Raw genomic sequence first — 26,505 nt, forward strand, 5'->3', positions numbered from 1 at the left:
CCCCGCCGTCGGAGTTTCCAGGCCGACGGAACTCGCTCTAAGCTCCAGCGCGGACCACGCGGGATCAGCCATGCCACAGACCGAACCGGTCACCGGGGCCGAATACCTGGCACGTAGCCTAGCCGCCAACGGCACCAGCCACGTTTTCTTCATCGACGCCGTGTTGCGCCGCACCTTGATCGAGTTGGGCACGCTGGGCGTGAAGCGCGTGCTCGGTCACAGTGAGAAGGCGGTCGCCTATATGGCCGATGGCTACGCTCGGATCGCCGGCCGGCCGGGCATCTGCTTCGCCCAGTCGGTCGGTGCCGCGAACCTGGCCTCCGGTCTGCAGGATGCCTATCTCGGCCGCAGCCCGGTGATCGCCATGACCGGGCACAAACAGCCCTCGATGCAGCACCGCAACGCCTATCAGGAGCTTCCGCACACCCCGCTGTTTGCGCCAGTGACAAAATTCTCCGCCCGCGTCGACCAGGCCGCCGACCTGCCACGGCTGATGCGCCAGGCCTGGCGCGAGGCAATGACCGGCACGCCGCGTCCCGCCCACCTCGACCTCAATGGCCTGCAGGCCGAGGTGATCGAGACCGGCGCGGTGCAAGAAGCCCCGGTCGCCGATCGCGCCCTGCAACTGACCATGCCGCCGCATCGACCGGTTGCCTCGACGGCGGAAATCCAGCGTGCGGCAGAATGTATCTTACAAGCAACGAACGTCGTGATCGTGGCGGGCGAAGGCGCCACCGCGTCGGCTGCCGGCAGGGAAATCCTCGCGCTCGGCGAACTGCTGGCCGCTCCGATCGCGACGTCCTTGGGCGGCCGCGGCCTGATACCCACTCGCCACCGGCTGTCGATCGGTTGCGCCGGGAACTACGCCGCGCCGCCGGCCAACCAGATCGTCAACCAGGCGGACCTGGTGGTGTTCATCGGCTGCGACACCGGCGATCAGGTCACCCATGGCTGGCGCATCCCGGCGATCGATACGCCACGCCTGCAGATCGACCTCGATCCCGCCGAGATCGGCCGTTCCTATCCCAACACCACAGCTTTGATGGGCGACCCGAAAGCCACCCTGGCAGGCTTGCTTGTCGCGCTGGGCCGGCCGCGGCGAGACACCGCATTCGCTGATCGCGCCGCCGCCATCGTCTCCGCCTGGCGGCACGACCGCTCCGCCGCGTTGGCCAGCAACGCCACGCCGATCTGGCCCGACCGCCTGTGCGACGAGATCACCCGCGCCCTGCCGGCCGACGGCATCCTGGTCGCCGATACCGGTTACTCCAGCATCTGGAGCAGTTCGCTGATCGAACTCAACGGCGAAGGGCAGACGTATCTACGAGCAGCCGGATCGCTCGGTTGGTCGTTTCCCGCGGCACTTGGGGCGAAATGCGCGGCGCCACATCGCAAAGTCATCTGCTGGTCGGGCGACGGCGCGCTATACTACCACCTGAGCGAACTGGAAACCGCCCGGCGTCGCGGCATCGCGGTGGTGCTGGTGGTGAATAACAATGCGGGCTTCGGCCAGGGCTGGCCGAACATTCAGCGCCAGCAAGGCAACAAGTCCGGAGACGTCGCCGAACTGGTGCGTTTCGGACCAACCAACTTCGCTGATCTGGCCAAGGTGTTCGGACTGCGCGGAGTACGCGTTCAAGACCCGGAACAAATCGGCCCAGCGCTGCGCGAAGCGTTGGCATCGGATGAAACCGTGGTGGTCGACGTCGCTACCGATATCGACTGCCGAGCGCCGGAACCTTGGTTGCCGGAGGGGGTGTAGCATGACCGATGTAGCGGTGCTCGGCGCCGGCCTGATGGGCCACGCGCTGGCCCTGGTGTTCGCGCTCGGCGGCCACCGTGTTCGCCTCACCGATAACGACGCGGCAACCCTGGCACGCGCCCCCGGCCTGATGGCCACCGCGCTGACAACCCTGGCTGAGGCCGGCGAAGCCGACGGCACCTGGAACCGCCAGCGACTCGCGAACGCGGTGCGCTGCGTCCCATCACTGGCCGAGACCGTCAAAGGTGCCACCCTGGTGGTCGAGGCCGTGGTCGAGCGCCCCGACGTCAAGCGCTCGCTCTACGCCGAGCTCGAAGGTCTGATGGAATCCCAGGCGATCCTCGCCAGCAACACCTCGAACCTCGATATCTTCCCGCTGATACCGGACGGCCTGCAGGCCCGGACCATCATCGCGCACTGGTACACGCCGCCTTACCTGTGCGATCTTGTTGACCTCTGCCCAGGGCCCGGAACCGATCCGGCCGCCGTAGAAGCGGTGCGCGCTATCGTCGCGGCGATGGGCAAGACGCCGGTGGTGTTCAAGCAGATGGTGCAAGGCTACGTCGCCAACCGCCTGCAAGCGGCGATGCAGCTTGAAGTCTATCGATTGCTCGACGAGGGTCTGGTCACCGCGAAGGACATCGACGACTCGGTGCTGCATGGGCTGGCCGTGCGCATCCCGATCCTCGGCATCATGGCCAAGGCCGACTTCACCGGACTGTTGCTGATGCAACAAGGTATGCGCAACCGCAGCTACACGCCGCCTGCACCGCGCGACCACAGCACGACGCTGGACGCACTTATTGCCGACGGCCGCACCGGTGTCATGGCCGGCAAAGGCTATTTCGACTGGGGCGACCGCACACCCGAGGAGCTGTTTCGCGAACGCGACCGCAAACTCCTGGCACTGAAACAAGCTTGGCGGGCGATCGGCCCGATGGAGGGCAAATGATCCGCTACGATCTTACCGGCAAGACCGCCCTGGTCACCGGTGGTGCCTCTGGAATCGGCTTCGCAACGGCGAAGATGCTGGCAGGCTTCGGCGCCACCGTGGCGGTAAACTTCCTGACCGATGACCCGCGCGGGCCCGAGGCGGTGGATCGCGTTGTCGCAGGCGGCGGCAAGGCGGTGCTCGCTCCAGGCGACGTGTCCGACGCCATTGACGCGGTGCGGATGGTTGAACAGGCGGTTGCCGAACTCGGCGGCCTGAACCTGCTGGTCAACAACGCCGGCACACCGGGCACGCGACACCGGATCGCACCACAGGATCTCGACCTGATCACCGAGGACCTATGGTCGGTGCTCCTGCAAACCAATCTGCTCGGCGTGTTTCGCTGCGCCAAGGCCGCCTCCCCGGCGTTGAAGAAAGCTGGCGGCGCGATCGTCAACACCGCCTCGATCGCCGGGCTCGGCCGTGCCGGCAGCAGCCTGGCGTATGGTGCGACCAAGGCCGGCGTGGTCAGCCTGACGCAAAACCTGGCGCGTGCGCTGGCGCCCGAGGTGCGGGTGAACGCCATCGCCCCCGGCGCGGTGGACAGTTCCTGGATGGTGGAGTGGAGCAACGAGGAACGCCAACAATCGATCGAGCGGGCGCTGTTGAAGCGCCGCTGTCAGCCGGACGATCTAGCCGAGGTGATCGTGTTTCTTGGCTTCGGCGCGGCGATGGTGACTGGCCAGACGGTGACGGTGGATGGTGGTCTGACGCTGTAGTTGGCGAGCAGGCCAGGGACGGTCAGCCTGGCCTGTTGCCTTCAGCTCAGAACGTCAGCACCACGTCCGACGCCAAGGTGAACGAGCTGTTGTCCTTGTTGCTGTTGAAGGCACGGGCACCCCCAAGATCCGTATCCCACCGCGCTTCCGGGCGGATCAACAAGCCGCTTATCACTGACGGCAGGTTGGCTGGCTTGTAGGACACGCCAACAGTGATTTCGCCGTATGTAGTCTGATGCAGGGCGGTGGTCGTGGGTGTCGCGAAGCCTTTCTGGAACTGGTCAAAACCGTTGTTGGCGCCGAACCCGGCCACGAAGAAATTATTATCATCTCGGAATAATTCGCCGCGTCCGTTCAGCGTCAGCGTGTCAGTAAGGGTGTAGCTGGCGTATTGGGCGATGCCGAGGCCATTGGACGCCGATGGTCTCCCGGTGGCAAAACCCGTCGCTCCGAAGTCGTCACGAATCCAGTTCAGTTCAGTGGTTAGTGTCAGGGCCGGGGTCGCCTTGTAGGTGATCACGATGTCATTGAAGTAGCGGTAGTATCCGTCGGCGTTGAAGCCGGCTGGCGACAGCGCGCGGGACGCGTTCTCGGGCCCGATGTGGGTCAGTGCCAGGACCGTCAGATTGCCGCCCAGCAGAGTCAGGTTGACTCCACCGAGAAACGCCGGGGCGCTGTTATTTTCGCCCAACGGCCCGAACGTGGTGTTCGATCCGGTATCCACTCCCAGGTAGACATCAAGCATCGAGTTGACGTGGCTGGTAGTCAGGACGCCGGTGTGCTTGAACGGCAGACCGAAGCTGAAAATGTAGGAATGCGAATAGAACGGGTTGGTTGACGGGTCTATCGTTTCGAAGCCAAGCGGAGTTGAATACTGCCCCGCCTTTAGGTCGACACCGCCATCGAACAGCACCGGCAGGTGAAACAGGGCGTTCGCCTCGACGATATCGAGTTGGTCGCGGTCGTAAGGATTGACCCTGTCCAGTTCACCCAGGAAGTGGGTGTAGCGGGCGTCGGAACCATACATGCCCTGTAGCTTGAAACCCCAGTCGAAATCGGTGGCCTTGGGATCGAGCGGTTTGTTGGCGGTCAGCAGGATCTGGTTCAGCAGAACGGTATTCGGTTTATCGGTGAACAGTTGTCCGAAGTTCTGCTTCGGCCCGGCGAAGTTGCCGGTGATACCGCCTTCGATCTGGGCGGACAGATGGATGCCATCGATCCAGAAGCCAGGCGGCGGCGCTGCCGGGGCCGGCGTCGGGGCAGGCGCTGTTTGGGTCGCGGCCGGCGGGGCCGGCGTTTGTGCGGCTGCCGGTACGACCGTGCTTGCCATCGCGACTGCCGCGGCGAGCGACGCGACGTGCCGAACTGGTTTTATAGGCATTTTATATGTTCCATCCTGGTCTGATGCAGACGCAATACAAACGTCCGGGTAAAACTATAGGAACAGTCTGTTGCGCTGGGGTGCTCATCTTGCAACACGGACAAAAAAAGGGCGCCCCGAGCAATCGGGACGCCCTGTTGTGGTCTAGAAGATCTGCTCGCCGTGCAGAACGATATCCAGACCTTCGCGCTCTTCGTCCTCGCCAACCCGCAGCCCGACCAGAGCCTTGGTCACCATCAGCAAGATTAGCGTCATGACGCCGCTATAGACCAACGTCGAGCATACGCCGATGGCCTGCAACTTAAGCTGCGCCAGCCCGCCCGGGCTGCCATCCGGCGAGGCGTCGGTCGCCGACAGCGGACCGTAGGAGAACACACCGGTCAGCAGCGCGCCGACGATGCCGCCGATGCCGTGCACGCCGAAGCAGTCCAGGCTGTCGTCATAGCCCAGCAGGTGCTTCAGCGTGGTGGCCGCCCAGAAGCAGATCACGCCCGCGGCGACGCCGATCACGATCGACCCACCCGGCAGCACGAAGCCCGAAGCCGGGGTGATGGCCACCAAACCGGCAACTGCGCCAGAGATCACGCCCAGCACCGAGGGTTTGCCTTTGGTAATCCACTCCGCGAACATCCAGCCCAATGCCGCCGCTGCGGTGGCGATCTGGGTCACCGTCATCGCCATGCCGGCGCGGCCGTTGGCAGCCACCGCGGAACCCGCGTTGAAACCGAACCAGCCGACCCAGAGCAGTGAGGCGCCGATGACCGCGAGCGAGAGGTTGAACGGCGCCATGTTGTCGTTGCCATACCCGACCCGCTTTCCGAGCACCAGCGCACACATCAGACCGGCGATCCCGGCATTGATATGCACCACGGTGCCCCCGGCGAAGTCCAAGATCCCCATCTGATTGGCCCACCCCGAAGGCGACCAGACCCAGTGCGCGATCGGTGAGTAGACCAGCAACGACCATAACGCCATGAAGATGCACAGCGCCGAGAATTTCATGCGATCAGCGAACGCGCCGGCAATAAGCGCCGGAGTGATGATCGCAAAGGTCATCTGGAACATCATGTAGACCGTTTCGGGAATCGTCGTCGTCATGTCGGCGACACCCTTGACGCCCGAGGCCAACACGAACGCCTGCGAATCGTTCCCCTTGACGATGTGCTCGCCGATCCCGTTCAGCAAGATGCGCGAAAAATCGCCCATATATGCGTTGCCGGTGGTGAAGGCGATGCTGTAGCCAGCCACCGCCCAGACAATCGTTACGATGCAGCAGATGGTGAACGACTGCATCATCGTTGCGAGCACGTTTTTCTTCCGCACCATGCCGGCATAGAACAGCGCCAGGCCGGGGATCGTCATCAACAGCACCAGCGCGGTGCTGCTCAGCATCCAGGCGGTATCGCCTGAGTCGAGTTTGGGTGGGCCGGCCGGGGCCGCTGCCGCCGCCGCTGGCGCAGCGGCATTCTGGGCCAAAGCCGGCAGCGCGAGCAACAGAGCGAACAGCAGCGCGCTCAGTCCCCAGAAGTAACGGGGTCTCTTCATAGTCCTGTTTCCCTATGCTTCTTGTTTACAGCGCTTCGGCATCGACTTCGCCGGTGCGGATGCGCATGGCGCGCTCGATGTCGATAATGAAAATCTTGCCATCGCCGATCTTGCCGGTATGCGCGGACTTTGCAATCGCTTCAATCACCTGATCGGTCAGATCATCCGGCACCACGACCTCAATCTTGATCTTGGGCAGAAAGCTGACGTGATATTCCGCCCCGCGATAGATTTCCGTCTGACCTTTCTGCCGGCCAAATCCTTTCACTTCTGAAACGGTCAGGCCTTGCACGCCAAGCGGCGTCAGGGCCTCCCGCACGTCGTCGAGCTTGAACGGCTTGATGATGGCCATGATGAGTTTCATGTCGGCCGGTCCTCCAGTTTTTCGTCGCGGTGGGGGAAGTCCTGCATTTTTTCCGTCCTGTGCTGCCGTTTCGCCGCGCCGTTACGATGAACCACGGCCAGACGCGCTTCAGATAGAATCAACAATCATGCCAACATCCCCCCGGCGTCGCCGGCGGTATTTCCACCAAACCTGATCGGCTTCGATGCACATTAATCAGGCAGTTGCCCGTGCACGGCCCTGTCCGTCTGCGAATCCCCTCGCCGACGCCCCACCAACGGATTTGGCTAACGCGGTTCGCCGTGCGGACGCATCGGACGAAGACGTCGGGTATGTTTTGCGCACAAGAAAACCCCGCCGCGAAGATACGGCGGGGGTATTGAAGCCCGTCTGCTCAGACCGAATAGTACATTTCAAACTCGACTGGGTGAGGTGTGTGTTCGAAACGATACACTTCATTCCACTTCAGCTCGATATAGCTCTCGATCTGGTCCGAACTGAACACACCGCCTTCCAGCAGAAAGTCATGGTCGGCAGTCAGTGCCCCAAGCGCCTCGCGCAGGCTGCCACATACGGTCGGGATACCCTTCAGTTCTTCCGGCGGCAGATCGTACAGGTCCTTGTCCATCGGATCGCCCGGATGGATCTTGTTGATGATGCCGTCCAGCGCCGCCATGGTGATCGCGGAATAGGCCAAATATGGGTTGCAACTGGGGTCCGGGAAGCGAACCTCCACCCGCTTGGCCTTCGGGTTGGTGGTGTATGGAATGCGACACGACGCCGAGCGGTTCCGCGCCGAATAGGCCAGCAGCACTGGCGCTTCGAAGCCCGGGATCAGTCGCTTGTAGCTGTTGGTCGACGGGTTTGAAAAGGCGTTGATCGCCTTGGCATGCTTGATGATGCCACCGATCGCATACATGCAGGTCTCGGACAGGTCGGCGTAGCCATTGCCCGCGAACAAGGGCCGTCCAGCCTTCCAGATCGAGATATGGGTGTGCATGCCCGACCCGTTGTCACCATAGACCGGTTTCGGCATGAACGTCGCCGTCTTGCCGTAGGAATGAGCGACGTTGTGGACGCAATACTTGTAGATCTGCATCTGGTCCGCCATTGCGGTCAGCGCGCCGAACTTGAAGCCGAGTTCGTGCTGCGACTGGGCGACCTCGTGGTGATGCTTTTCGATCGTCAGTCCCATCTCACCCATGGTGGACAGCATCTCCGCGCGCAGGTCGCTGTCACCATCGACCGGCGGAACCGGGAAGTAGCCTCCCTTCACCGTCGGCCGGTGACCCATGTTGCCTTCCGGGTAGTCCTTCAGGTTGGATCCGGGGCCTTCGACGCTGTCGACCTGGAAGCTGGCGTAGTTTCCGCCGGTGCCGAACCGCACACTGTCGAAGATGAAAAATTCGGCCTCGGCGCCGATCGAAACGCCGTCGCCCACGCCGCTGGATTTAACGTAGGCTTCGCACAACTTGGCGGTGGCGCGCGGGTCGCGGGCGTAGAACTGACCGGTGGACGGTTCGATGATGTCGCACAGCACGATCATGCTGGGTTTGGCCGAAAACGGATCCATCGTCGCGGTCGCCGGGTCCGGCATCAGGATCATGTCGCTCTCGTTGATCGCCTTCCAGCCGGCAATTGATGAGCCATCGAACATGATGCCGTCACGGAACGCGTCCTCGTCCATGGTCGAGACATGCTGGGCGGTGTGCTGCCACTTGCCGCGGGGATCGGTGAATCGCAGATCCACATATTCGACTGAGTTGTCACTCAGCATCTTGAGCACTTTGCCCACGCCATTGTCCGTATCTGATGCTGTTACTGCCGGCTTCTTCGCCATCCTGCTACCCTCGTTCTCTGTCTGAAAGCCAAAACCGTCCTGCCGTCACACGACGCGACAGCCGAACACCCCGGCCTGCGCGGGGCTCAATCGTCTCGATCCCGCTGGCCACGCCGAGCAGGGGTTGGAAACCAACAAATCCGTTCTGAGTGGGAAATCGCACCCGCACCGGAACCGCCGGGAGCGGAGACACGGGGTCGGGCAAGCCGATTAGATCGCGTCCTCCCCACGTTCGCCGGTCCGAATGCGAATAACCTCATCGACACTGGAAATGAAGATCTTCCCGTCGCCGATCCGGCCAGTACGAGCAGAGTTCACGATCGCCTCGACCGCCCGCTCCACAACCGTATCCTCACAAATGACTTCGATCTTCACCTTCGGCAGAAAATCCACCACGTACTCGGCACCTCGGTAAAGCTCGGTGTGACCCTTTTGACGGCCGAAACCCTTAGCTTCCACCACGGTAATCCCCTGCAGTCCAACCTCGTGCAGCGCCTCTTTCACTTCATCGAGTTTGAACGGCTTGATGACGGCTTCGATCTTTTTCATGCTCATCAAGCCCGGTTTAGCCGGGCCTCCCACAAAGTTCAGGCTGCCCGAGTCGCGTCAAGGATGTCAGCGGCGTGAACAGCGCCACAGGTTTGCATGCGGCGTGCCAAGCTACAACGGCGAAGGTTGCACGGTATCCACCTTTTTTGGCTGTTAAACCGCCAGTCGGTCCCCGCCCAGCCGCAAATCCCGCGCCCCTGCTGCAAGCCCGCTTGATGCTGGCCGCCGCGCTGGGCGACCTCGCCCCGCCCGGGCCCGGCAGTTCTATACCGACGGCGCTTCGGGTCGCGACAACGGGGCGCAACCGATTGCCGCTTATTTGCGCAGAGGAAACGGATGCATGTCGCCCGTTTTTTATGCATCGGGTGGAGTCAATATAGCCGGCCGCTATGCTTGCCTCCAGGTCTTTCCAGTGCAAGTTGAGGACGGCAGTTCAATGTCTCGCGCGGCCAGTCTCGCGCGGCTAAACCACGACGGAGCATGACCGATGCGCGGCGCGAACAGCTACCTGGGATCGATCGGCACCACCATCTTCACGGTGATGTCGGCGCTCGCCACCGAATATCGGGCGATCAATCTTGGTCAAGGCTTCCCCGACACCGACGGTCCGGCCGACATCGTGCAGGCCGCCTGCGACGCATTGCGCGACGGCCGCAATCAGTATCCGCCGATGCCGGGCGTGGCTGACTTGCGCCAGGCCGTCGCCGCGGCGAACCGCCGCTTTTATGGCCTCGACATTGACGGGATGCGCGACGTCACGGTGACATCCGGCGCCACCGAGGCGATCACCGCCAGCTTGATGGCGGTCGTCGACCCCGGCGATGAGGTCGTCCTGATCGAGCCGCTCTACGACACCTACGTGCCGGTGGTTCGCATGCTGGGCGGGATACCGCGCATCGTACGCCTGTCGCCGCCGCACTGGGACCTGCCGTTCAACGAACTCGCGCACGCATTCGGCGCCAATACCAAGGCGATCCTTTTCAACTCGCCGATGAACCCCTGCGGCAAGGTGTTCACCGCCGACGAACTGGGCTTCATCGCCGATCTGGTCACCCGCCACGACACCTACGCGATCTGCGATGAAGTCTACGAACACCTGACATTTGACGGGGCCAGGCACATTCCACTGATGACGCTGCCCGACATGGGCCAGCGAACCATGCGGATCGGCAGCGCCGGCAAGACGTTTTCGCTGACCGGATGGAAAGTCGGCTATGTGACAGCCAACGCGGCCCTGACGCCACTGGTGCAAAAGGCCCATCAGAACCTTACCTTCACCACCGCGCCCAACCTGCAACGCGCGGTTGCGGTCGGCCTGGCCAAGGACGATGCCTACTTCGCCTCCCTGTCGCGCAATCTCCAGGCACGGCGGGACCAGCTTGCCCAGGGCCTGGCCTCGATCGGATTCTCTGTCCTTCCGACCCACGGCACCTACTTTCTTACCGCCGATTTCACCCCGCTTGGTTTTGCCGGCGACGACGTCGCGTTTTGCCGCCACATCACCGAACAGGCCGGGGTGACGGCGATCCCTGTCTCGGCGTTCTATGAGCAACCGGGCGCACCGCGGCATTACGCCCGCTTCGCCTTCTGCAAACGGCTCGAGGTGCTGCAACAGGCGATCGACCGCCTGAAAAGTCATTTTGCGGCCCGATGATGCCGCGTCTCGGAGGCGACCGAAACCACGAACCGCCGGCGTATGCGGGCGCATGACTTCGGCATCGGCACTTTTCCAGCCGAAGCATCAGTGCTTAACAATGCACCTCAGATGACGGTGGCCCGCATGGGCTGAAACGGGAACTGCCGAACGGCGGCTGCCCTCGCAACTGTAAGCGGCGAGCCAGGTCCTTATGCCATTGCCCCCAGGAGGTGCCTCCCCGGGCGAGAAGGTGGACCCAGGCCAAGACCCGCGAGCCAGGAGACCGGCCGGCATCGAGACTGCGCGTGTGCTCCGGGCGAGGTGAACCGGGGCTGCGGGGAGAAACCCGTATGCGGGCAATCGACACAACGGTCGATGGAGTAACCGCATGCGCCTTGGTCGCGCGATCTGCCTGTCACTTGCCTTGCTGTCGATAACAGCGGCAAGAGCCGAGGACGCTCAGCTTGCCATACCCGAAACGGTGGTGACCGCGACGCGGGTGCCGACTCCGGTCGAACAGATTCCGGCCGGCGTCACCATCATTGATCGAGCAACGATCGAGGCACACGGCTATAACACCATCGCCGAAGCGCTCACTGACGTTCCCGGCCTGCATGTCAGCCCGTCCGGCGGCCCCGGCGGTCAGACCAGTGTGTTTCTCCGCGGCACGAACTCCGACCACGTCCTGGTGCTGCGCGACGGGATGCCGATCAACGACGCCGCTGATCCGACCTCGGCGTTCAATTTCGGCGTCGATACCTTGTCCGACGTCGAGCGGATCGAGATCATCCGCGGCCCGATGGCGGCGCTCTACGGGTCGGGGGCGATCGGCGGGGTGATCAACCTGATTTCCCGCCGTGGCTCCCAGCCGGGGGTGCATTGGAGCGGCGACCTGGCCGGCGGTTATCCGGCACTGCTGCGCGGCAATCTGACCGCGAGCGGCATCCAGGGGCCGGTCGATTTCGCCATCACCGCCGAATCGCAGTCGCAGCGCGGCTACGATGCCCTGCCGCAACGGGAGAGTTCCTACACCGATGTGCCGCAAGGGTTCCGCGACCGTATCCTGACCCTCAATCTTGGCTATACACCGGTCGAAGGTACTCGGCTGTCGCTGTTTCTGCGCGCCGACACCAGCTATTTCGGTTTCAACACACTCGGCACCCCGACATTCGATGACTCGAACTCCAACGGCCAAGCGAGCTCCGTGCTGGGTCGCATCGGCGGCACCACCCATCTGTTCAACGGCCAACTGGAAACCGGGGTGTTTCTGGGACAGTTGCAGGATGATCGGCGCTATCTGGAGCCGCTGGCGCCGGCCGATCCGAACCAGGCAACATCGGATTCACGCTACCATTCATACCGCACCGATCTGCAGTGGAACAACACGCTGCATCTGGACGATGTCATTGCGGTACCCGGGTTGTCCGCCAGCGCGATGACCTTCGGCTATGAATTTACCGGTGACACCGCCAAGGTCCGGGTCAATGAAAATTTTGCCGGGTTCCCGTTCGCCCAGGGCACGTCGGCCTATATGTCCACCCACGCAGCCTATGCCGGGCTGCAGACCACGCTGCTGCAACGGCTGGCGCTCACCGCACAGGTGCGGCAGGATTGGGTGGATCAAAACGCGCCGACCACCTGGCGGATCGGCGGTGTCTACGACCTGAAGCAGATCGCCACGCACCTGAAGGTCGCCTATGGAACCGCGTTCCGAGCGCCGTCCTTGTTTGATAGATTCGGGGTCGACTCTTTCGGCTATGTCGGCAATCCGAATCTGAAACCGGAACAGTCACAGGGCTGGGAAGCCGGCTTTACCAGCGATATTGCGGCCGCCGGGCGACCCAATTTCGCGACCCTTGGGGCGACCTACTACGACCAGCGCATCCGTGACCTGCTGGTGAATGTCCCAACCTCCGAGACGATGAATACCGAGGTGAACCTGGCCTCGGCCCATCTGCACGGCGTGGAGACCGAGGCAACCGTGCGCCCGGCGTACTGGATCGATCTGCACGCCACCTACAGCTTCCTCAACACCGCCTCGGACGGCGAACCGGCTGGCCAAGGCTCCCAATTGCTGCGCAGGCCGCAGAACCAGGCATCCGCCGACGTGACGATACGGCCTTTAACCGGCCTGAGCGTTGTCACCACAATCATATATACCGGATCCGACCGGGATTTCTTGATTGATGATAGCGGCAACAGCAGCTTGCAACCGGGTGTCGGCCAGCATGGACTGGTCGCCAACCTCGCGGTCAACTACCGGCTGACGCCGCGTGTCGAGCTTTACGCCAACGGCTGGAACATCTTCTATTCGAAGTTCGAGCCGGTGAATGGCTATCAGATTCCCGGGCCGACTGCGCTGGCCGGCATCCGGTTGCGGCTGTAGCAAGTCGGGCTCTGCCCGAACCCGCAAAGGGTGCGACGCACCCTTTGATCCCGCTGATTCAGCTCAGGCCACCGCGCGCGGCTACTGGCCACAGGCACTCTACGCGGCCGTTGCGCACGCCGACATACCAGTCGAACTTGTCCACCGTCGGGTCGCAATGGCCGGGCACCAGCCGCAGTTTTTCGCCGACCTTGGGCGATGCTGTCTCGCTGCCGTATTGCAGCTTGCCGTGCTCGTCTGACGCGCTGGTGTAGCGAATGTCCGGCCGCTGCCAGACTGTGGGCAAACCGGAATCCACCGCCACCGCCTTGTGCCCCGTATCCACGACCGCGATGCCCGCCTGCGCCTGGCTCATCACTGATGCCAGTACAAACAGCGCATGTCGGAACGTGCTGACCGGCGCACCCTCCTCGTCAAGGTTCCTGGCATAGTCCGCGTCCATAAAAACGTAGCTACCAGCCTGCATTTCGGTATAGACACCCGACTTGGATTCGAATTCGAACGTTCCGGTGCCGGCGCCGCCCACGATCGCGCAGTCCAATCCCTGTTGACGCAGTTGCTCCACCGTACGCCGCGATGCGTCGACCGCGCCGCCGATCAGAGTCCGCCGCTCCGCTGGCGTGCGCTTGTGCTGAGCACTGCCGTGATAGGCCTGCAATCCGCCGAAAACCAAGTGTTTTGACCCGGCAATCCGCTTCGCCAGTGTCACCGCGTCCGGTCCGGGCTGAACCCCGCAGCGCCCGGCACCGACGTCGATCTCCACCAACACCGGCATGCGAATGGCGGCGTCAGCCGCCGCCGCTTCGATCGCCGCGATCTGCCCGGGATCATCGGCGCAGACCGCGACCTTGGCGATCCGTGACAGCGCGCATAGCCGAGCCAGCTTGGCCGCGCCGACGACCTCGTTGCTGACCAGGATGTCGGGAATGCCACCCCAGGCAAGCACCTCGGCTTCCGCCACCTTCTGCACACAGTTGCCGACCGCGCCGCGCGCCATCTGCATTTTGGCGATGACGGGGGATTTGTGCGTCTTGGCATGCGCCCGCAGCTTCACTCCGGTCGGCGCCAGCAGCGCGGCCATGGAATCGAGATTTGCCTCGAAGGCGTCCAGGTCGATGACCAGAGCAGGGGTGTCGATCTCGTCTTCGCGCATGCCGGGAGCGGCGGGCGGCAGTTGCATCATGGATTAATTCCTCAGTAGGACGGCCAGTTTCGCCGCATCCCGGGCCTTCGGCAACCCCCAGGCAACCCCGTAATTAAGATATAACCTTCTTTTCTTTAATAAGCCAGCGCGCTATTAACGCATCCTTTAACAAGGTCGCAGATGCCCGACTACCCAAGCCGCCTGGGTCGCTACGAAACCACCGCCATCGGCGGCGAGCCGGTGCGCGCCTACGTCCCGCCACCCTTGCCACCCATACCGCCCATCGACCTCGCGGGCCTGCACGTCCCGCTCGAACAAGCCAACCAGACGCTCGGACGGCTCGACGGTATCGCATCGGTGCTGCCCGATCCCTCCCTGTTCCTCTACATTTATATCCGCAAGGAAGCCCTGCTGTCCTCCCAGATCGAGGGCACCCAATCCTCGCTGTCCGATCTGCTGCTATACGAGGCGGAAGAGGCGCCGGGCGTTCCGATCGATGACACGCGCGAAGTCTCCAGTTATGTCGCCGCGATGAACCATGGTCTGCGCCGCCTGCGCGAGGACTTTCCCTTGTCGCTTCGCCTGATCCGGGAAATCCACGCCATCCTGCTTTCGCAAGGCCGAGGCCAGGACAAGGACCCTGGTGAATTCCGCCGCACCCAGAACTGGATCGGCGGCACGCGGCCCGGCAACGCCCTGTTCGTGCCGCCACCGCCGCACCTAGTCATGGACGCCCTCGGCGCGCTCGAAGCCTTCATCCACGCCGACAGCCCGGACCTGCCGCTGCTGGTGAAAGCCGCCCTGGTGCATGTCCAGTTCGAAACCATCCACCCGTTCCTTGACGGCAACGGCCGCCTCGGCCGCCTGCTGATAACCTTCCTGCTCTGCGAACGCGGTGTCCTGCGCGAGCCGCTGCTCTATCTCAGCCTGTTCTTCAAGCAGAACCGGCAGGCTTATTATGACCACCTGCAAGCAGTGCGCGAGGGCGGCGACTGGGAGGCGTGGGTCGGCTTTTTCCTCCGCGGCGTCACCGAGACCGCTCGCCAAGGCACCCAGACCGCGCAGAGCCTGCTACGGCTGTTCGGCAACGACCGAGCCCGCATCGAGCAACTTGGCCGGCCCGCCGCCACGGCGATGCGGCTGCATCAATTCCTCCAGCGGCGCGGATTGACTACCATCCCCGATGCATCCCGCCAGCTTGGCCTGTCGCAGCCCACCGTCACCAGCGCCATCGGCCACCTGCGGAAATTGGGCATTGTTCGCGAAACGACGGGCCGTCAGCGCGGCAAGGTGTTCGTCTACGGCGGGTTTCTCGATTTGCTGAGCGAGGGCACCGATCCCCTGCCACGGTAATCCGACCGGTTTCCCGCCGCACCAACCTCATCTACGCTGCTTCAACGCCAAACCGGGGGAGATCGAACCATGTGGGCACCAAGCCAGCGCTATCCCGATCCGAACGTGCAAGTGCTGGATCCCAGCTTCAACGCGCTGCGCCTGCCGCTCGCCTCCGTCGAACAATTGGCCACCGGCTGCCGCTGGTCCGAAGGCCCGGTGTATTTCGGCGATGGCCGCTACTTGTTGTGGAGCGACATCCCCAACGACCGCATCCTGAAATGGGAAGAGGAAACCGGCGCGGTCAGCGTGTTTCGCAAAACCTCGTGGAATGCCAACGGCAACACCCGCGACCGCCAGGGTCGCTTGGTGACGTGCGAGCATCGCGGTCGCCGCGTCACCCGCACCGAGTATGACGGCAGCATCACCATCGTGATGGATCGCCACGAAGGCAAACGGCTGAATTCGCCCAACGACGTGGTGGTGAAATCCGACGGCTCGATCTGGTTCACCGATCCGCTTTTCGGCATCAGCGGTTATTACGAGGGCGAGAAGGCTGCGTCCGAAATTCCCGCCGCGGTCTGGCGCATCGACGCCCAGACCGGCCACGCCGCGATGATGGCCGACGACATCGAGGGCCCCAACGGGCTCGCCTTCTCCCCCGACGAGCAGGTGCTCTATGTGGTCGCCTCGCGCGCCGAACCGAACCGCCTGATCCGCGCCTTCGACGTCGTCGACGGCGGCCGCAAACTGGCTCGGAACCGCGTGTTCATCGACGCCGAAGCAGGCACGCCGGATGGGTTTCGCGTCGACGTACACGGCAATCTATGGTGCGGCTGGGGCATGGGCCAGGACGAGTTGGACGGCGTGCGGGTATTTGACAAAAGCGCCACGCCGATCGGCCACATAACGCTGCCTGAGCGAGCCGCTAACCTTTGCTTCGGTGGCCGCTTCCGCAACCGGCTCTTCATGGCGGCCAGCCACGGGCTGTATTCGCTGTATGTCAATACCCAGGGTGCGGTTGGCGGCTGAAACGCGGATAAACGACCCCGCTCGGACCGCCGGCTTCCAGCTTTGGATTGAAGCGTCGTCCGTTCGGCGAAACCGCTTAGGCGCTATCGCCAGTGGGCGATAACCGCCCGGTGAACCAGCCATGCTCCGGCGCAACCGGTCAATAGCACCGCGCCCCAAAGCGCGGCGGATTGCCAGTCACCATCGCGCAGCCGTCCGATCGACAAACCAGCGATCCGCGCCGGGTAGATGTGCACCGGCGCCCAGACCAACGCCGATGCGACATTCGCCGCCACAAAGGCCCGCTGTCGCATCCCCGCCATGCCTGCAACCAGCGGAACGGTGGACCGCAGCACCGGCACAAACCGGCACAGTGCCACACTATAGACGCCATACCGATCAAAGAAGCGGGCCGCGTTGTCCATCAGCATGGGCCGCCGCGAAAACGGCCAAACGCCACGCAACCGAAGGCTGAACCGTTTGCCTACCCAGAACGAAAGGAAATCGCCAATCACCGCGCCCAGGATGGAAAGTGCCAGGAACGGCAGCATCGACTGTCCAGCCATCGCCGCTGCGCCGGCGACCGCCATCAGGATTGGAGTCCCTGGAATCAGGATGCCAAGCACCGCCACGGCCTCGACGATAGCGGCAAGAAACACCGCGCCCAGCGCCCAGCCCGGATGCAGCGTCACCATGTCGACGATGATGTCGATGCAATACCACATAGGCCGGATGAATACTCCCGCAAAGCAATCCAATAAGCACTATGGCTAGTCCTGGTGACGAAGGAAAGCGGACGTATACAAGGGCGCGACTCGATCGGAAATCGCCGTATCATTGGCACGATGTATCGGTTTCCTCCACCGGCTAAAAACCGCCATCTGTTGCCCGCCTGCACGGCGATCGATTTGCATTTCGGCGCCAAAGATGAAATAACGTAAAAGTTGATTATTCACGCATCAGCTTCGACACTGCCACAACAAACTAAGCGAAAGCAATCAGTTATCCGACCTTTTCGGGTCCGCTTCAAATCGTCGCACGGCCTATGCGACAGGATCGCGTCAGGCTTACATGATGCTGTTCAAGTCGTGGTGAATTGCCGGTTCGGACCGACCGCCGAATATGGGGGACGTCAAAGGGCTGGGCGCAAGCAGCCGCTTCCAGCGGTTGCTCCTATCCCGGACAATCCAAGACCTAACCCAGGAGTTCAGGCGCATGCGTCTCCGCGGTGCGATTCTTGCCACGGCCCTTCTGACGACACCGATCCTCGCCATCGCGCAGCCGATCAGCGGATTGTATGTCGGCGCCGGTGCCGGGCTGCATGCCCCGCAAAACCCGAAGGTGACGGCGTCAGGCGCCGGTTTCGGGACCGGGCAACTGCAATTGAACGAGGATTTCGGCTTCAACTCCAACCTCGCCGTCGGATATGGCCTAGGCAATGGGTTCCGCTTCGAGATCGAGGGCGACTTCGCCCGCAGCGACCTGCGTCATGTGCTTGGCACGCCGTTCCCCACCGCCAGCAACGGTACGATCCGTACATACGGCGTGATGGCCAACGCCCTGTTCGACATCGACGTCGGTTCCCGCTGGGTCTTTCCCTATCTCGGCGGCGGTGCCGGATATCAATGGACGAAGCTGAATTCGGTAAATTCCACAGCTTTGAATGGCGGCTTTTCGTCCTCGACCAGCACCCAGGACGGCGCCTTCGCCCTTCAGGGTATCGTCGGCGCGTCGTTTCCGATACCCAATGTACCCGGTCTGTCGCTCACCGCGGATTACCGCTTCATGGATATCCTCGGTGGCGCCAAATACGATGGGGTGGTCGATAACGGCGGCGTGATCACACCATCGGAACTCAAGCTGCACAATCAGTTCGACCATGACGTCGTGATCGGGGTTCGCTACGCGTTCAACGTGCCACCGCCGCCCGCGCCGCCGGCGCCCCTTCCTACTGCCGCTCCGGCACCCGCTCCGGCCCGATCCTATCTGGTGTTCTTTGACTGGGACAAAGCGGATCTGACCGAACGTGCGCGAGCGATCGTAAAGGAGGCAGCGGACAACTCCAGCCGCGTCCAGGTCACCCGGATCGAGGTCAACGGCTACACAGACACGTCCGGAATCCGAGCTTACAACCAGGATCTGTCGATTCGCCGCGCCAGGGCCGTGGCCGGCGAACTGGTGCGAGACGGCGTGCCGCGGAACGTGATTACCGTGCAGGGCTTCGGGCAGACCCACCTTCTGGTCGCTACCGGCCGCAACGTGAGGGAGCCGCAGAATCGTCGGGTCGAAATCATCATCCGCTGACCCCCGATCCAACAACCGTGCAGCGGGCAAACGCCCGTTTCCGGTTGGGCCGACGTCTGGCCCGGACCGTATTCCGATTGAGCCGCCGCAATCACCGGATGGCGACGCGACGACAGTCCTGGCCAGATTACCGACCATGCAAGACACACACATCATCGACCGGGTTTCCGAAGAGCATCTCTGGAATCAGGTCTTCACCCGCCAGGCCGGCGCCGACTTCTTCTATGCGGTAACCACTATGGGAGTGTATTGCCGCCCGGGTTGTCCCTCGCCCCGGCCGCTGCGCAAAAACACTCGTTTCTTCCGCTCTCCGCCGGAAGCCGAGGCAGCCGGATTCCGCGCCTGCAAGCGCTGCGACCCGAAAGGCGAGCGCGCCCGCATCGCCCAGGACGTGGTGCGCGACGCCAGCGCCTTCATTGAGGCCAGCGACGAGGTCCCCTCGCTCGAGGTCCTGGCTAAACGCTCAGGCTATTCGCGATTTCACTTTCTGCGCATGTTCCGCGACCATACCGGCCTGACGCCACGCGCTTACGCCGAGGCGATTCGCGCCCGCCGGCTGCATGCCTCACTCGCCGATGGCAACCGAGTGATCGATGCGGTCGCCGACGCCGGCTTCGGTTCCGAAAGCCGGGTCTATGAACATACCGCCACTTTGCTCGGTATGACCCCCGGCGCCGCGCGGCGCGGCGGTCAGGGCGAGCGCATCCGCACCGCGTTTGCCAACTGTCCGTTCGGCCGGTTGCTGGTCGGCGCGACCGACAAGGGCGTCTGCTTCATCGGTTTCGCCGAACCGGATGATGCGTTGATGGCCGATCTGCGACGGCGTTTCCCGCAGGCGGCGATCAGCACGGACGATGCCGCGCTGGCGGGTACGGTCGGTGCGGTCGTGGACTTCCTGCGCGAACCAAAACAGGGCTTGGACCTTCCTCTCGACTTGCGAGGAACCGCCTTTCAGCAAAGGGTATGGCGTACGCTGTGCACCATTCCGCCCGGCGAGACCCGCAGCTACGCCCAACTCGCCGCGATGGCGGGAAACCCGAAGGCAGTCCGAGCGGTGGCGCGGTCGTGCGCGACCAATCCTGTGTCGCTCGCGGTGCCTTGCCACCGGGTGATCGGCAGCGATGGCCGGTTGATCGGCTACCGCTGGGGCGTGCCACGTAAGCAGGCGCTGCTAGAGCAAGAGAGGTCGCTTTCGTTGCGGGGCTGACTGGCGGGCCGGGTTGGCGGACCAGTTCACCGCCATCCTGGCGTCGATGGACAAGGCAGCGGCTCGATAATCGCCGACCGGCCGAGGTTGAGCGACCATCGCACCACGACAGTCAGAACAACAGGGCGATCCATCACCGCGACCCCAACGGCGCGCACGCCGCCGTCAGCCAGCCCCGCTCCGCCTCGCCCAACGCCGGCCCGACCGTGCGCAGAACCCTGGCGTGGTAGGCATCCAGCCAGTCAACCTCCTGCCGCGTCATCAACCCCGGACACAACAGCGCCCGATCGAACGGCGCCAGGGTCAAGGTCTCGAATGCCAGAAACGGTTTAACCGCCGCGGGCAAATCGGCCGGTTGCACCAACAGCAGGTTTTCCAGGCGGATGCCGTACTGATCCGGCAGGTAGAACCCCGGTTCATTGGACAGGATCATCCCGACATCGATCGCTACCGGACGCGCCAGCCTGGACAGACTGACCGGCCCCTCGTGTATCGACAGATAACTGCCCACCCCGTGACCGGTACCATGGTCGTAATCCAATCCCACCTGCCACAACGTCCGCCGCGCGAACGCATCCAGATGCGCCCCCCCGACCCCTTTCGGAAACACCGCAGTGGCGATCGCGATGTGCCCCTGCATCACCCGCGTCACCCGATCACGCAGCTCGTCCGGCGGATCGCCGGGTCCGGTCCAGATGGTTCGGGTGATGTCTGTCGTTCCGTCCGCATATTGCGCCCCTGAGTCGATCAGGTAGACCTCGTTCGACCCAAGCTGGCGGTTCGTTTCCGCGCTCACCCGATAATGAATGATCGCGCCGTGCTCGGCGGCACCAGAAATCGCCGGGAAACTCTCGCCGCGAAACCCCTCGACCTCACGCCGAAACCCCAGTAGCGCCTCAGCGGCGGAGATTTCGCTCTGCCGTCCGCTCGGCGCGGCAACCGACAGCCAGTGCAGGAAGCGGCAGACCGCGACCGCATCACGCAGATGCGCCTCGCGTGCCCCATGCTGCTCTGTTGGATTCTTGCAAGCCTTCGGCAACAGGCAGGGATCGCTGGCCGAAGCGACCACCGCCTCGGCGTTCTCCAGTCGCTGCGCGAACCAGACCGGCGACCCCGCCGCATCGACTCGCACCGTCTTGCCCGCCAGCTTCGCCAACGCCGAAGCCAGTGTGGTCCGATCCGCCACCGACACCGCGTTGCCCAGCCAGGCCCGGGTCTCCGCCGGCAGCTTCGCCGCATCCATGAACAAATCCGTCGTCGCATCGGCATGAACCACCGCGAAGCCCAGCGCAATCGGTGTGAACGGCACGTCCGCACCGCGGATATTCAGCAGCCACGCGATCGAGGCCGGATCGGTCAGCACCGCTGCGTCCTGCTTGGCTTCCAGCAGCAGCTTGGCGACATCGCCGCGCTTTTGCTCCGACGCGCGCCCGGCGTAAGCCAGCGGGTGCGGAACCGCGGGCGCCGTCGGTTGCGTGGGGCGATCCGGCCATATCGCGTCGATCGGATTGCGCTCGACCGCGACCATGGTCAGACCAGCATCGCAATAGCGGCCCAACGCCTCCCGGCTGATCAACATCGGATCATAGCCGATCCGCGCGCCCTTCGGCGCGTGTGCCGCCAACCAGCCCGGCGGCGGCTGCTCGATCATATGGAGCCGCTGCCACAGCGCCGGATCGGTCTGCTCGGCAAGCTGCAGCACATAACGCCCGTCAGTGAACACCGCCGCGTCTGAGGCCAGCACCACCGCCAGCCCGGCACTGCCGGTGAAGCCGGTCAGCCAAGCAAGGCGCTCCGCCGCGGCCGGCACATATTCCCCAAGATGCTCGTCTGCCCGCGGAACGATGAATCCGTCCAAACCCTGATGCACCAATTCCCGCCTTAGCGCGGGCAATGCTGAACCGTCCATTTTTAATCCTCGGAATCTGATGGTTGCAGAATTTCATGGCTTCACGCCAACCCATGCTCCATATGCATGGCAGTCGGCTGATTCTGCGACTTAACGCTCACGTAATCCGCATTATGTTGCACTGCGTCATGGCCGGAAGCGACCGCCATTCCGACGGCACGCACGACCCGGACCCGTATGGACATTTTGCCATGAGCGTTCACACCGCCAAATCCGAACTTTCCTTCCAGCTACCCAGCATGAGCTACATCGACGCCAAGTGGGAAGAGCCGAACCTTCGCGCGGCCGCCTCCACCCCCGGTAACCGCCGGCGCGGTGGCCTATTGGCCTGGGTATCGCGTCAGGTCACCGGCATGGTGTCCTGGCATCGGGAAAACCAGGCCGCCCAGGAATTGTCGCTGATGTCGGATCGTGAGCTCAGCGATATCGGCCTGAGCCGTAGCGACGTTGGTCGCGTCTTTCAGACCCGTTTCAACGCTGATCTACGCCACCGCGGCACCAGCCGCTGACCGTTATGTTCCGACCGAAGTCGGCGACACTGCCTGATGCATGCGTCGTCCGGTAGCGCCGCCGACCCAGCGTGTGCATACAGTCGTGTTCGCCAACGTCATCGCGGCCAGCGCAAGGACGCAAGCGCTCGGGTAACCATGGCCGGAACGTCCTGCCACTCCGCCAAGATCCAGTAGCACAATAGCAACACCACAATCCCGAACACCGGGACCGCGAAGCCGCGGCCCGCGCGGGCCTGCTTCCGCGATATCGCCATGACACCTCCAGCCGCCCCGTCAGAGATCACGACGCAGCGACGCGGTGATTGTAACGCTGGCAGTAGGGCAAAATTTTGCGGCATCCGTCGCTTCATTGCGAGCATAATACTGCCCGTTTCCGGTCGGGTTGGCCCGCTGTTGCCTGGAAAGATCGAGCGGTGGGAAATTGGCCACAGCAACGCCGCCACTTCGGCCACCACGCCAAGCATCCCTGGCTCCAGGCTACGAACCGGGGCGCCCCGATCTCGGAGCAACGCGATGGATCACATCGAACTAGCGATGGTTTTGGCGGTGGATGGGTCGGCCAGCGTCACCTATGACGAATTCGGACTTATCGCCGGAGGCATGGCGAACGCGCTGCGTGATCCGGCGGTGGCCGCCGGACTGACCGGACGTAGCCTGCTCGCTTTGTTGCTATGGTCCGGCACCGGACAGCAGGACATCATCACCGGCTGGACTGCGATCAGCACGGCGGCCGACCTGGCAGCATTCGCCGACGGGGTCGACAACATGCCGCGCACCGTGAAGGCCGGCAACACCGCGATCGGCGAGGCGTTGCTGGCTGCGCTGACCCTGTTCGCCCGCGCACCCGGCATTCCTGATCGCAGCATCGTCGACGTCATCGGTGACGGCCGGTCCAACGACGGGATCGCCCCGGGGCTGGTCCGTGACCGCATGGTATCGGCGGATATCACCATCAACGGCCTCTGCATCCTGCACGAAGAGCCTGACCTGCTGACCTCCTACACCAACGACGTGATCGGCGGCCCCGGCGCCTTCGCGGTCACTTGCCGTGACTATCGCGATTTTGCCGAAGCCATGCGGCAGAAGCTGACGCGCGAGGTCAAATCCCCTATCGTCTGACCGCTATGTCGAAGAGGTGATCCGCCGCCCGAACGCCGCGCAACGCTTAGCTGACGCCGTGCATTGTTATAGGTGATGTCGCAGCCGACGTCGTCGCACCAGCAAGAGGATCCGTCGTCTGACCGACCAACCAGCAGAAGCCGGCGAAAACCGAGTCATTGCCGAGGAAACCCGGCACGAGTTCGTCGCCGTGACCGAATCCGAGGGCGACATCCTCCGCGGCCGCACCGTCGGTTCCGTGACCGAGAAGAAAACCTTCGGCGACGACGAAGACGACGCGATGCCGCTGCCCACCGACCCGCGGACCTTCTTCCTTGGCGGCTTGTTCGTGCTGGCCTGCATGGCCGCGCTCTACATCACCGCGCCGATCGTGCTTCCGCTGATCCTTGCCATCGTCCTCAAGCTTCTGCTGCAGCCTTTGGTCCGCCTGCTGGAGCGTATCCACGTCCCGCGCGCCATCGGCGCCATCCTCTCGGTGCTGCTGGTTCTGCTGACCTTCGCCGGCACCATCAGCATGCTCGCCGGTCCCGCCGCCGCTTGGGCCGCAAAGTTGCCTGAGGCGATCCCCAAGCTGAAAGACAGCCTGAGCGTCCTGCAGCCACCGATCGACGCCATCCAGCGGATGATGAACCTGGTCACGGGCCCGGCCGTCAGCCCCGGAACGCAAGCTCCGAATATGCATCCGTCCGGCCTGCTGAGCGCACTGCTGGCTAGCTCCGCCACTGCCACTTCAGGCCTGTTCACTACCCTGCTCATCCTGTTCTACATGCTGGTCTCAGGCGAAACGTTCCTGCTCCGCATGGTCGAGATCCTGCCGCGGTTCAGGGACAAGCGTCAGGCGGTCGAACTGTCGCTCCGCATCGAGCGCGATGTCTCCGCCTATCTGCTGACCGTGTCCTGCATCAATTTGCTCGTCGGCGTGGCCACCGGCTGCGTCATGTGGGTCTGTGGCGTCGCCAACCCGGTGCTGTGGGGCGCCATCGCCTTCGTGCTAAATTTCGTGCCGATACTCGGGGCAATGGTCGGGCTCGTCATCTTCCTGATGGCCAGCGTCCTCGCGCTTGGCGTCACCTGGTGGGCGTTGCTGCCGGTCGGCCTGTATTTGGCCATCCACATCGCCGAGGGTGAATTCGCCACCCCGATGCTGTTGGCTCGGCGTTTCACCATCAACCCGGTGGCGCTAATCCTGGCTTTGGTCTTCTGGTATTGGATGTGGGGCGTTACCGGCGCGATCCTGGCAGTGCCGCTGCTGGCGATCGCCAAGATCATCTGCGACGAGCTCCGCCCGCTGCGCGCCTTCGGTCACCTGCTGGAGGGTTGAGCTTCGGCCGCCCCAGTCTTCCGCGCCCAGCATGGGGCCCGCTGCGAGTCCAACCCGGAGCCCTTGTCCAAGCTGTCAGTCGATCCCCGCGCCTACGATTTGCAGCGTCATTGCCGCGAAAACGGCGGCGATGAACACGCTGGCGGTAGCCATCACGGCTCGTCCGCCCCAATTCTGCAATGCGGTCGTCTTGTATGCCAGCGCCAACTCCCACACGCCGTAACCCGCGAAAACGGCGCTGAGACTCCCGAGGACAACCGGTCCGATTTGCTCGTACATGGCTGGTTGTTACACCGATCCGATATGACAGCACAACAAGTATCCTGCGTTGCGCCATCAGGGCACGTCCCTGGTATCACGGGAATAGTATGAGACACCTGATTCTCGACAGCCGGACGCCCCGCAACCTTCGGTCGCAAACATTGCCGTCAGGCAGCCGGCATCCCATACTGATGGCATGCATGGCTCCGTGACACTGTCCCTCAATGGCGAAACAAGGCTGTTCGCCGGCCCCGCCGACGGCCCGCTTTCGCTTTCGGCGCTGCTGGGTATGCTTGGGCTCGACGCGCGCAAGGTCGCGATCGAGCGGAATCAAGAGATCGTGCCGCGGTCGCGCTACGCCGAGACCTGGCTGGCCAGCGGCGATGCGCTGGAGATCGTGCACTTCATCGGTGGAGGCTAAGCATGGACGGATCAATCGTTGCGGACGACGGCTGGACGGTGGCCGGACGAAAGTTCCGCTCCCGGCTGATCGTCGGCACCGGCCGATACAAGGACCTGCAGGAAACCGGTCGCGCGATCGAGGCCAGCGGGGCCGAGATCGTTACTGTGGCCGTTCGACGGGTGAATCTGTCCGATAGCGGAGCGCCGATGCTGCAGGACTACGTCGATCCAAGGAAATATACCTATCTGCCAAATACCGCCGGCTGCTTCACCGCGAACGAAGCGGTCCGCACATTGCGACTGGCGCGCGAAGCAGGCGGCTGGAATCTGGTCAAGCTGGAGGTCCTCGGTCCGCCGCCGTTGCTCTACCCCGACATGCAAGGCACCTTCCAGGCTGCGGAAGCGCTGATCAAGGACGGCTTCGAGGTCATGGTCTACTGCGCCGACGACCCGCTCGCGGCGAAGCGGCTGCAAGACATGGGCTGTGTCGCGATCATGCCGCTGGGCGCACCGATCGGGTCCGGTCTGGGCATCCAGAACCCGGCGATGATCTCGATGATGATGGAACACGTGACGGTGCCGTTCCTGGTCGATGCCGGCGTCGGCACCGCGTCGGATGCGGCGATCGCGATGGAGTTGGGCTGCGATGCCGTTCTGCTGAACTCGGCGATCGCCCATGCCAAGGATCCGGTGTTGATGGCGCGTGCGATGAAGGCGGCGATCGAGGCGGGCCGGTTGGCCTATCGGGCCGGCCGGATGCCGCGTCGGATGGGCGCCGATCCGTCCAGCCCGCTGACTGGATTGATTCGTTAATACGTGCAACCGCGCGTG

The 26,505-nt window shown here is 63.4% G+C and carries 23 protein-coding genes and 1 riboswitch; of the genes, 14 read left to right on the plus strand and 9 right to left on the minus strand.

Annotated features, from left to right (window positions below; all coding sequences use genetic code 11):
- Nucleotides 1–70: 70 nt before the first annotated feature.
- Genes ACQY4T_RS03335 through ACQY4T_RS03345 form a run of 3 tightly spaced genes read left to right on the plus strand, consistent with a single transcriptional unit; the run spans nucleotide 71 to nucleotide 3,472 of the window.
- Entirely contained in the window at nucleotides 71–1,762 is a 1,692-nt protein-coding gene (locus ACQY4T_RS03335; protein WP_428537636.1) for a thiamine pyrophosphate-binding protein, read from the plus strand.
- A gap of 16 nt (nucleotides 1,763–1,778) precedes the next feature.
- Nucleotides 1,779–2,714: a 3-hydroxyacyl-CoA dehydrogenase family protein gene (locus ACQY4T_RS03340; protein ID WP_428537639.1), complete on the plus strand. Its 936-nt coding sequence runs from the start codon at nucleotides 1,779–1,781 to the stop codon at nucleotides 2,712–2,714.
- Nucleotides 2,711–3,472 carry an SDR family NAD(P)-dependent oxidoreductase gene (locus ACQY4T_RS03345; RefSeq protein ID WP_428537642.1) on the plus strand — a complete coding sequence of 254 codons (762 nt, stop codon included), beginning with the start codon at nucleotides 2,711–2,713 and terminating at the stop codon, nucleotides 3,470–3,472. Before ACQY4T_RS03340 ends, ACQY4T_RS03345 begins: the two co-directional genes overlap by 4 nt.
- A 46-nt stretch (nucleotides 3,473–3,518) precedes the next feature.
- On the opposite strand, the gene ACQY4T_RS03350 is transcribed toward ACQY4T_RS03345, so the two are convergent.
- The 5 genes from ACQY4T_RS03350 to ACQY4T_RS03370 all read right to left on the minus strand — a co-directional run bounded on the left by ACQY4T_RS03350 (nucleotide 3,519) and on the right by ACQY4T_RS03370 (nucleotide 9,130).
- Complete coding sequence (locus tag ACQY4T_RS03350) at nucleotides 3,519–4,802, minus strand: outer membrane beta-barrel protein (protein WP_428537645.1); 1,284 nt, start codon at nucleotides 4,800–4,802, stop codon at nucleotides 3,519–3,521.
- A gap of 195 nt (nucleotides 4,803–4,997) precedes the next feature.
- Nucleotides 4,998–6,398, minus strand: coding sequence for an ammonium transporter (locus ACQY4T_RS03355; protein ID WP_428537648.1), 1,401 nt, complete (start codon nucleotides 6,396–6,398; stop codon nucleotides 4,998–5,000).
- Nucleotides 6,399–6,423: 25 nt separating this feature from the next.
- The gene (locus tag ACQY4T_RS03360) at nucleotides 6,424–6,762 is read right to left on the minus strand and encodes a P-II family nitrogen regulator (protein ID WP_428537651.1); all 339 of its coding nucleotides are present in this window, start codon (nucleotides 6,760–6,762) and stop codon (nucleotides 6,424–6,426) included.
- A 373-nt stretch (nucleotides 6,763–7,135) separates the two neighbouring features.
- Nucleotides 7,136–8,581, minus strand: a complete 1,446-nt coding sequence (gene glnA, locus ACQY4T_RS03365; RefSeq protein ID WP_428537653.1) for a type I glutamate--ammonia ligase — start codon at nucleotides 8,579–8,581, stop codon at nucleotides 7,136–7,138.
- Between the two features lie 210 nt (nucleotides 8,582–8,791).
- Nucleotides 8,792–9,130: a P-II family nitrogen regulator gene (locus ACQY4T_RS03370; protein WP_428537656.1), complete on the minus strand. Its 339-nt coding sequence runs from the start codon at nucleotides 9,128–9,130 to the stop codon at nucleotides 8,792–8,794.
- Between the two features lie 487 nt (nucleotides 9,131–9,617).
- On the opposite strand from ACQY4T_RS03370, the gene ACQY4T_RS03375 reads away from it, so the two are divergent.
- Together ACQY4T_RS03375 and ACQY4T_RS03380 are read left to right on the plus strand one after the other, a co-directional pair.
- A complete protein-coding gene (locus ACQY4T_RS03375) occupies nucleotides 9,618–10,784 on the plus strand; it encodes an aminotransferase (protein WP_428537659.1) in 1,167 nt (388 codons plus the stop codon).
- A 98-nt stretch (nucleotides 10,785–10,882) separates the two neighbouring features.
- A riboswitch (cobalamin riboswitch) is annotated at nucleotides 10,883–11,071 on the plus strand.
- A gap of 83 nt (nucleotides 11,072–11,154) precedes the next feature.
- The gene (locus tag ACQY4T_RS03380) at nucleotides 11,155–13,152 is read left to right on the plus strand and encodes a TonB-dependent receptor plug domain-containing protein (protein WP_428537662.1); all 1,998 of its coding nucleotides are present in this window, start codon (nucleotides 11,155–11,157) and stop codon (nucleotides 13,150–13,152) included.
- Between the two features lie 58 nt (nucleotides 13,153–13,210).
- On the opposite strand, the gene ACQY4T_RS03385 is transcribed toward ACQY4T_RS03380, so the two are convergent.
- Nucleotides 13,211–14,335: a DSD1 family PLP-dependent enzyme gene (locus ACQY4T_RS03385; protein WP_428537665.1), complete on the minus strand. Its 1,125-nt coding sequence runs from the start codon at nucleotides 14,333–14,335 to the stop codon at nucleotides 13,211–13,213.
- Nucleotides 14,336–14,476: 141 nt separating this feature from the next.
- Between ACQY4T_RS03385 and ACQY4T_RS03390 the strand changes: the two genes are divergently transcribed.
- Both ACQY4T_RS03390 and ACQY4T_RS03395 read left to right on the plus strand, forming a co-directional pair.
- Nucleotides 14,477–15,649, plus strand: a complete 1,173-nt coding sequence (locus tag ACQY4T_RS03390; RefSeq protein ID WP_428537668.1) for a Fic family protein — start codon at nucleotides 14,477–14,479, stop codon at nucleotides 15,647–15,649.
- Nucleotides 15,650–15,718: 69 nt separating this feature from the next.
- A complete protein-coding gene (locus ACQY4T_RS03395) occupies nucleotides 15,719–16,660 on the plus strand; it encodes an SMP-30/gluconolactonase/LRE family protein (RefSeq protein WP_428537671.1) in 942 nt (313 codons plus the stop codon).
- 83 nt (nucleotides 16,661–16,743) lie between these two features.
- Here the strand turns inward: ACQY4T_RS03395 and ACQY4T_RS03400 are convergent, their stop codons facing one another.
- A complete protein-coding gene (locus tag ACQY4T_RS03400; protein WP_428537674.1) occupies nucleotides 16,744–17,364 on the minus strand; it encodes a DedA family protein in 621 nt (206 codons plus the stop codon).
- A gap of 490 nt (nucleotides 17,365–17,854) precedes the next feature.
- On the opposite strand from ACQY4T_RS03400, the gene ACQY4T_RS03405 reads away from it, so the two are divergent.
- Both ACQY4T_RS03405 and ada read left to right on the plus strand, forming a co-directional pair.
- Nucleotides 17,855–18,943: an OmpA family protein gene (locus ACQY4T_RS03405; RefSeq protein WP_428537677.1), complete on the plus strand. Its 1,089-nt coding sequence runs from the start codon at nucleotides 17,855–17,857 to the stop codon at nucleotides 18,941–18,943.
- Between the two features lie 136 nt (nucleotides 18,944–19,079).
- Nucleotides 19,080–20,150, plus strand: coding sequence for a bifunctional DNA-binding transcriptional regulator/O6-methylguanine-DNA methyltransferase Ada (gene ada / locus ACQY4T_RS03410; protein ID WP_428537680.1), 1,071 nt, complete (start codon nucleotides 19,080–19,082; stop codon nucleotides 20,148–20,150).
- A gap of 133 nt (nucleotides 20,151–20,283) precedes the next feature.
- On the opposite strand, the gene ACQY4T_RS03415 is transcribed toward ada, so the two are convergent.
- Nucleotides 20,284–22,059, minus strand: a complete 1,776-nt coding sequence (locus tag ACQY4T_RS03415) for an aminopeptidase P family protein (protein ID WP_428537683.1) — start codon at nucleotides 22,057–22,059, stop codon at nucleotides 20,284–20,286.
- A 128-nt stretch (nucleotides 22,060–22,187) separates the two neighbouring features.
- Here ACQY4T_RS03415 and ACQY4T_RS03420 point away from each other — a divergent pair, with 128 nt between their 5' ends.
- From ACQY4T_RS03420 to ACQY4T_RS03430, 3 genes are all read left to right on the plus strand, one after another.
- On the plus strand, nucleotides 22,188–22,568 hold the full coding sequence (locus tag ACQY4T_RS03420; RefSeq protein ID WP_428537686.1) for a DUF1127 domain-containing protein: 381 nt from the start codon (nucleotides 22,188–22,190) through the stop codon (nucleotides 22,566–22,568).
- 516 nt (nucleotides 22,569–23,084) lie between these two features.
- Nucleotides 23,085–23,690: a DUF1194 domain-containing protein gene (locus ACQY4T_RS03425; protein ID WP_428537688.1), complete on the plus strand. Its 606-nt coding sequence runs from the start codon at nucleotides 23,085–23,087 to the stop codon at nucleotides 23,688–23,690.
- 190 nt (nucleotides 23,691–23,880) lie between these two features.
- Nucleotides 23,881–25,011 (plus strand): AI-2E family transporter, encoded by a 1,131-nt coding sequence (locus tag ACQY4T_RS03430; protein ID WP_428537691.1) that lies wholly within the window; start codon nucleotides 23,881–23,883, stop codon nucleotides 25,009–25,011.
- Between the two features lie 75 nt (nucleotides 25,012–25,086).
- Here the strand turns inward: ACQY4T_RS03430 and ACQY4T_RS03435 are convergent, their stop codons facing one another.
- Nucleotides 25,087–25,290, minus strand: coding sequence for a hypothetical protein (locus ACQY4T_RS03435; RefSeq protein ID WP_428537694.1), 204 nt, complete (start codon nucleotides 25,288–25,290; stop codon nucleotides 25,087–25,089).
- A gap of 190 nt (nucleotides 25,291–25,480) precedes the next feature.
- On the opposite strand from ACQY4T_RS03435, the gene thiS reads away from it, so the two are divergent.
- Complete coding sequence (thiS, locus tag ACQY4T_RS03440; RefSeq protein ID WP_428537697.1) at nucleotides 25,481–25,693, plus strand: sulfur carrier protein ThiS; 213 nt, start codon at nucleotides 25,481–25,483, stop codon at nucleotides 25,691–25,693.
- Between the two features lie 2 nt (nucleotides 25,694–25,695).
- Nucleotides 25,696–26,487, plus strand: coding sequence for a thiazole synthase (locus tag ACQY4T_RS03445; RefSeq protein ID WP_428537700.1), 792 nt, complete (start codon nucleotides 25,696–25,698; stop codon nucleotides 26,485–26,487).
- The last annotated feature ends 18 nt before the right edge of the window (nucleotides 26,488–26,505 follow it).

It is taken from the genome of Rhodopila sp., assembly GCF_965277825.1.
GTDB lineage: Bacteria > Pseudomonadota > Alphaproteobacteria > Acetobacterales > Acetobacteraceae > Rhodopila.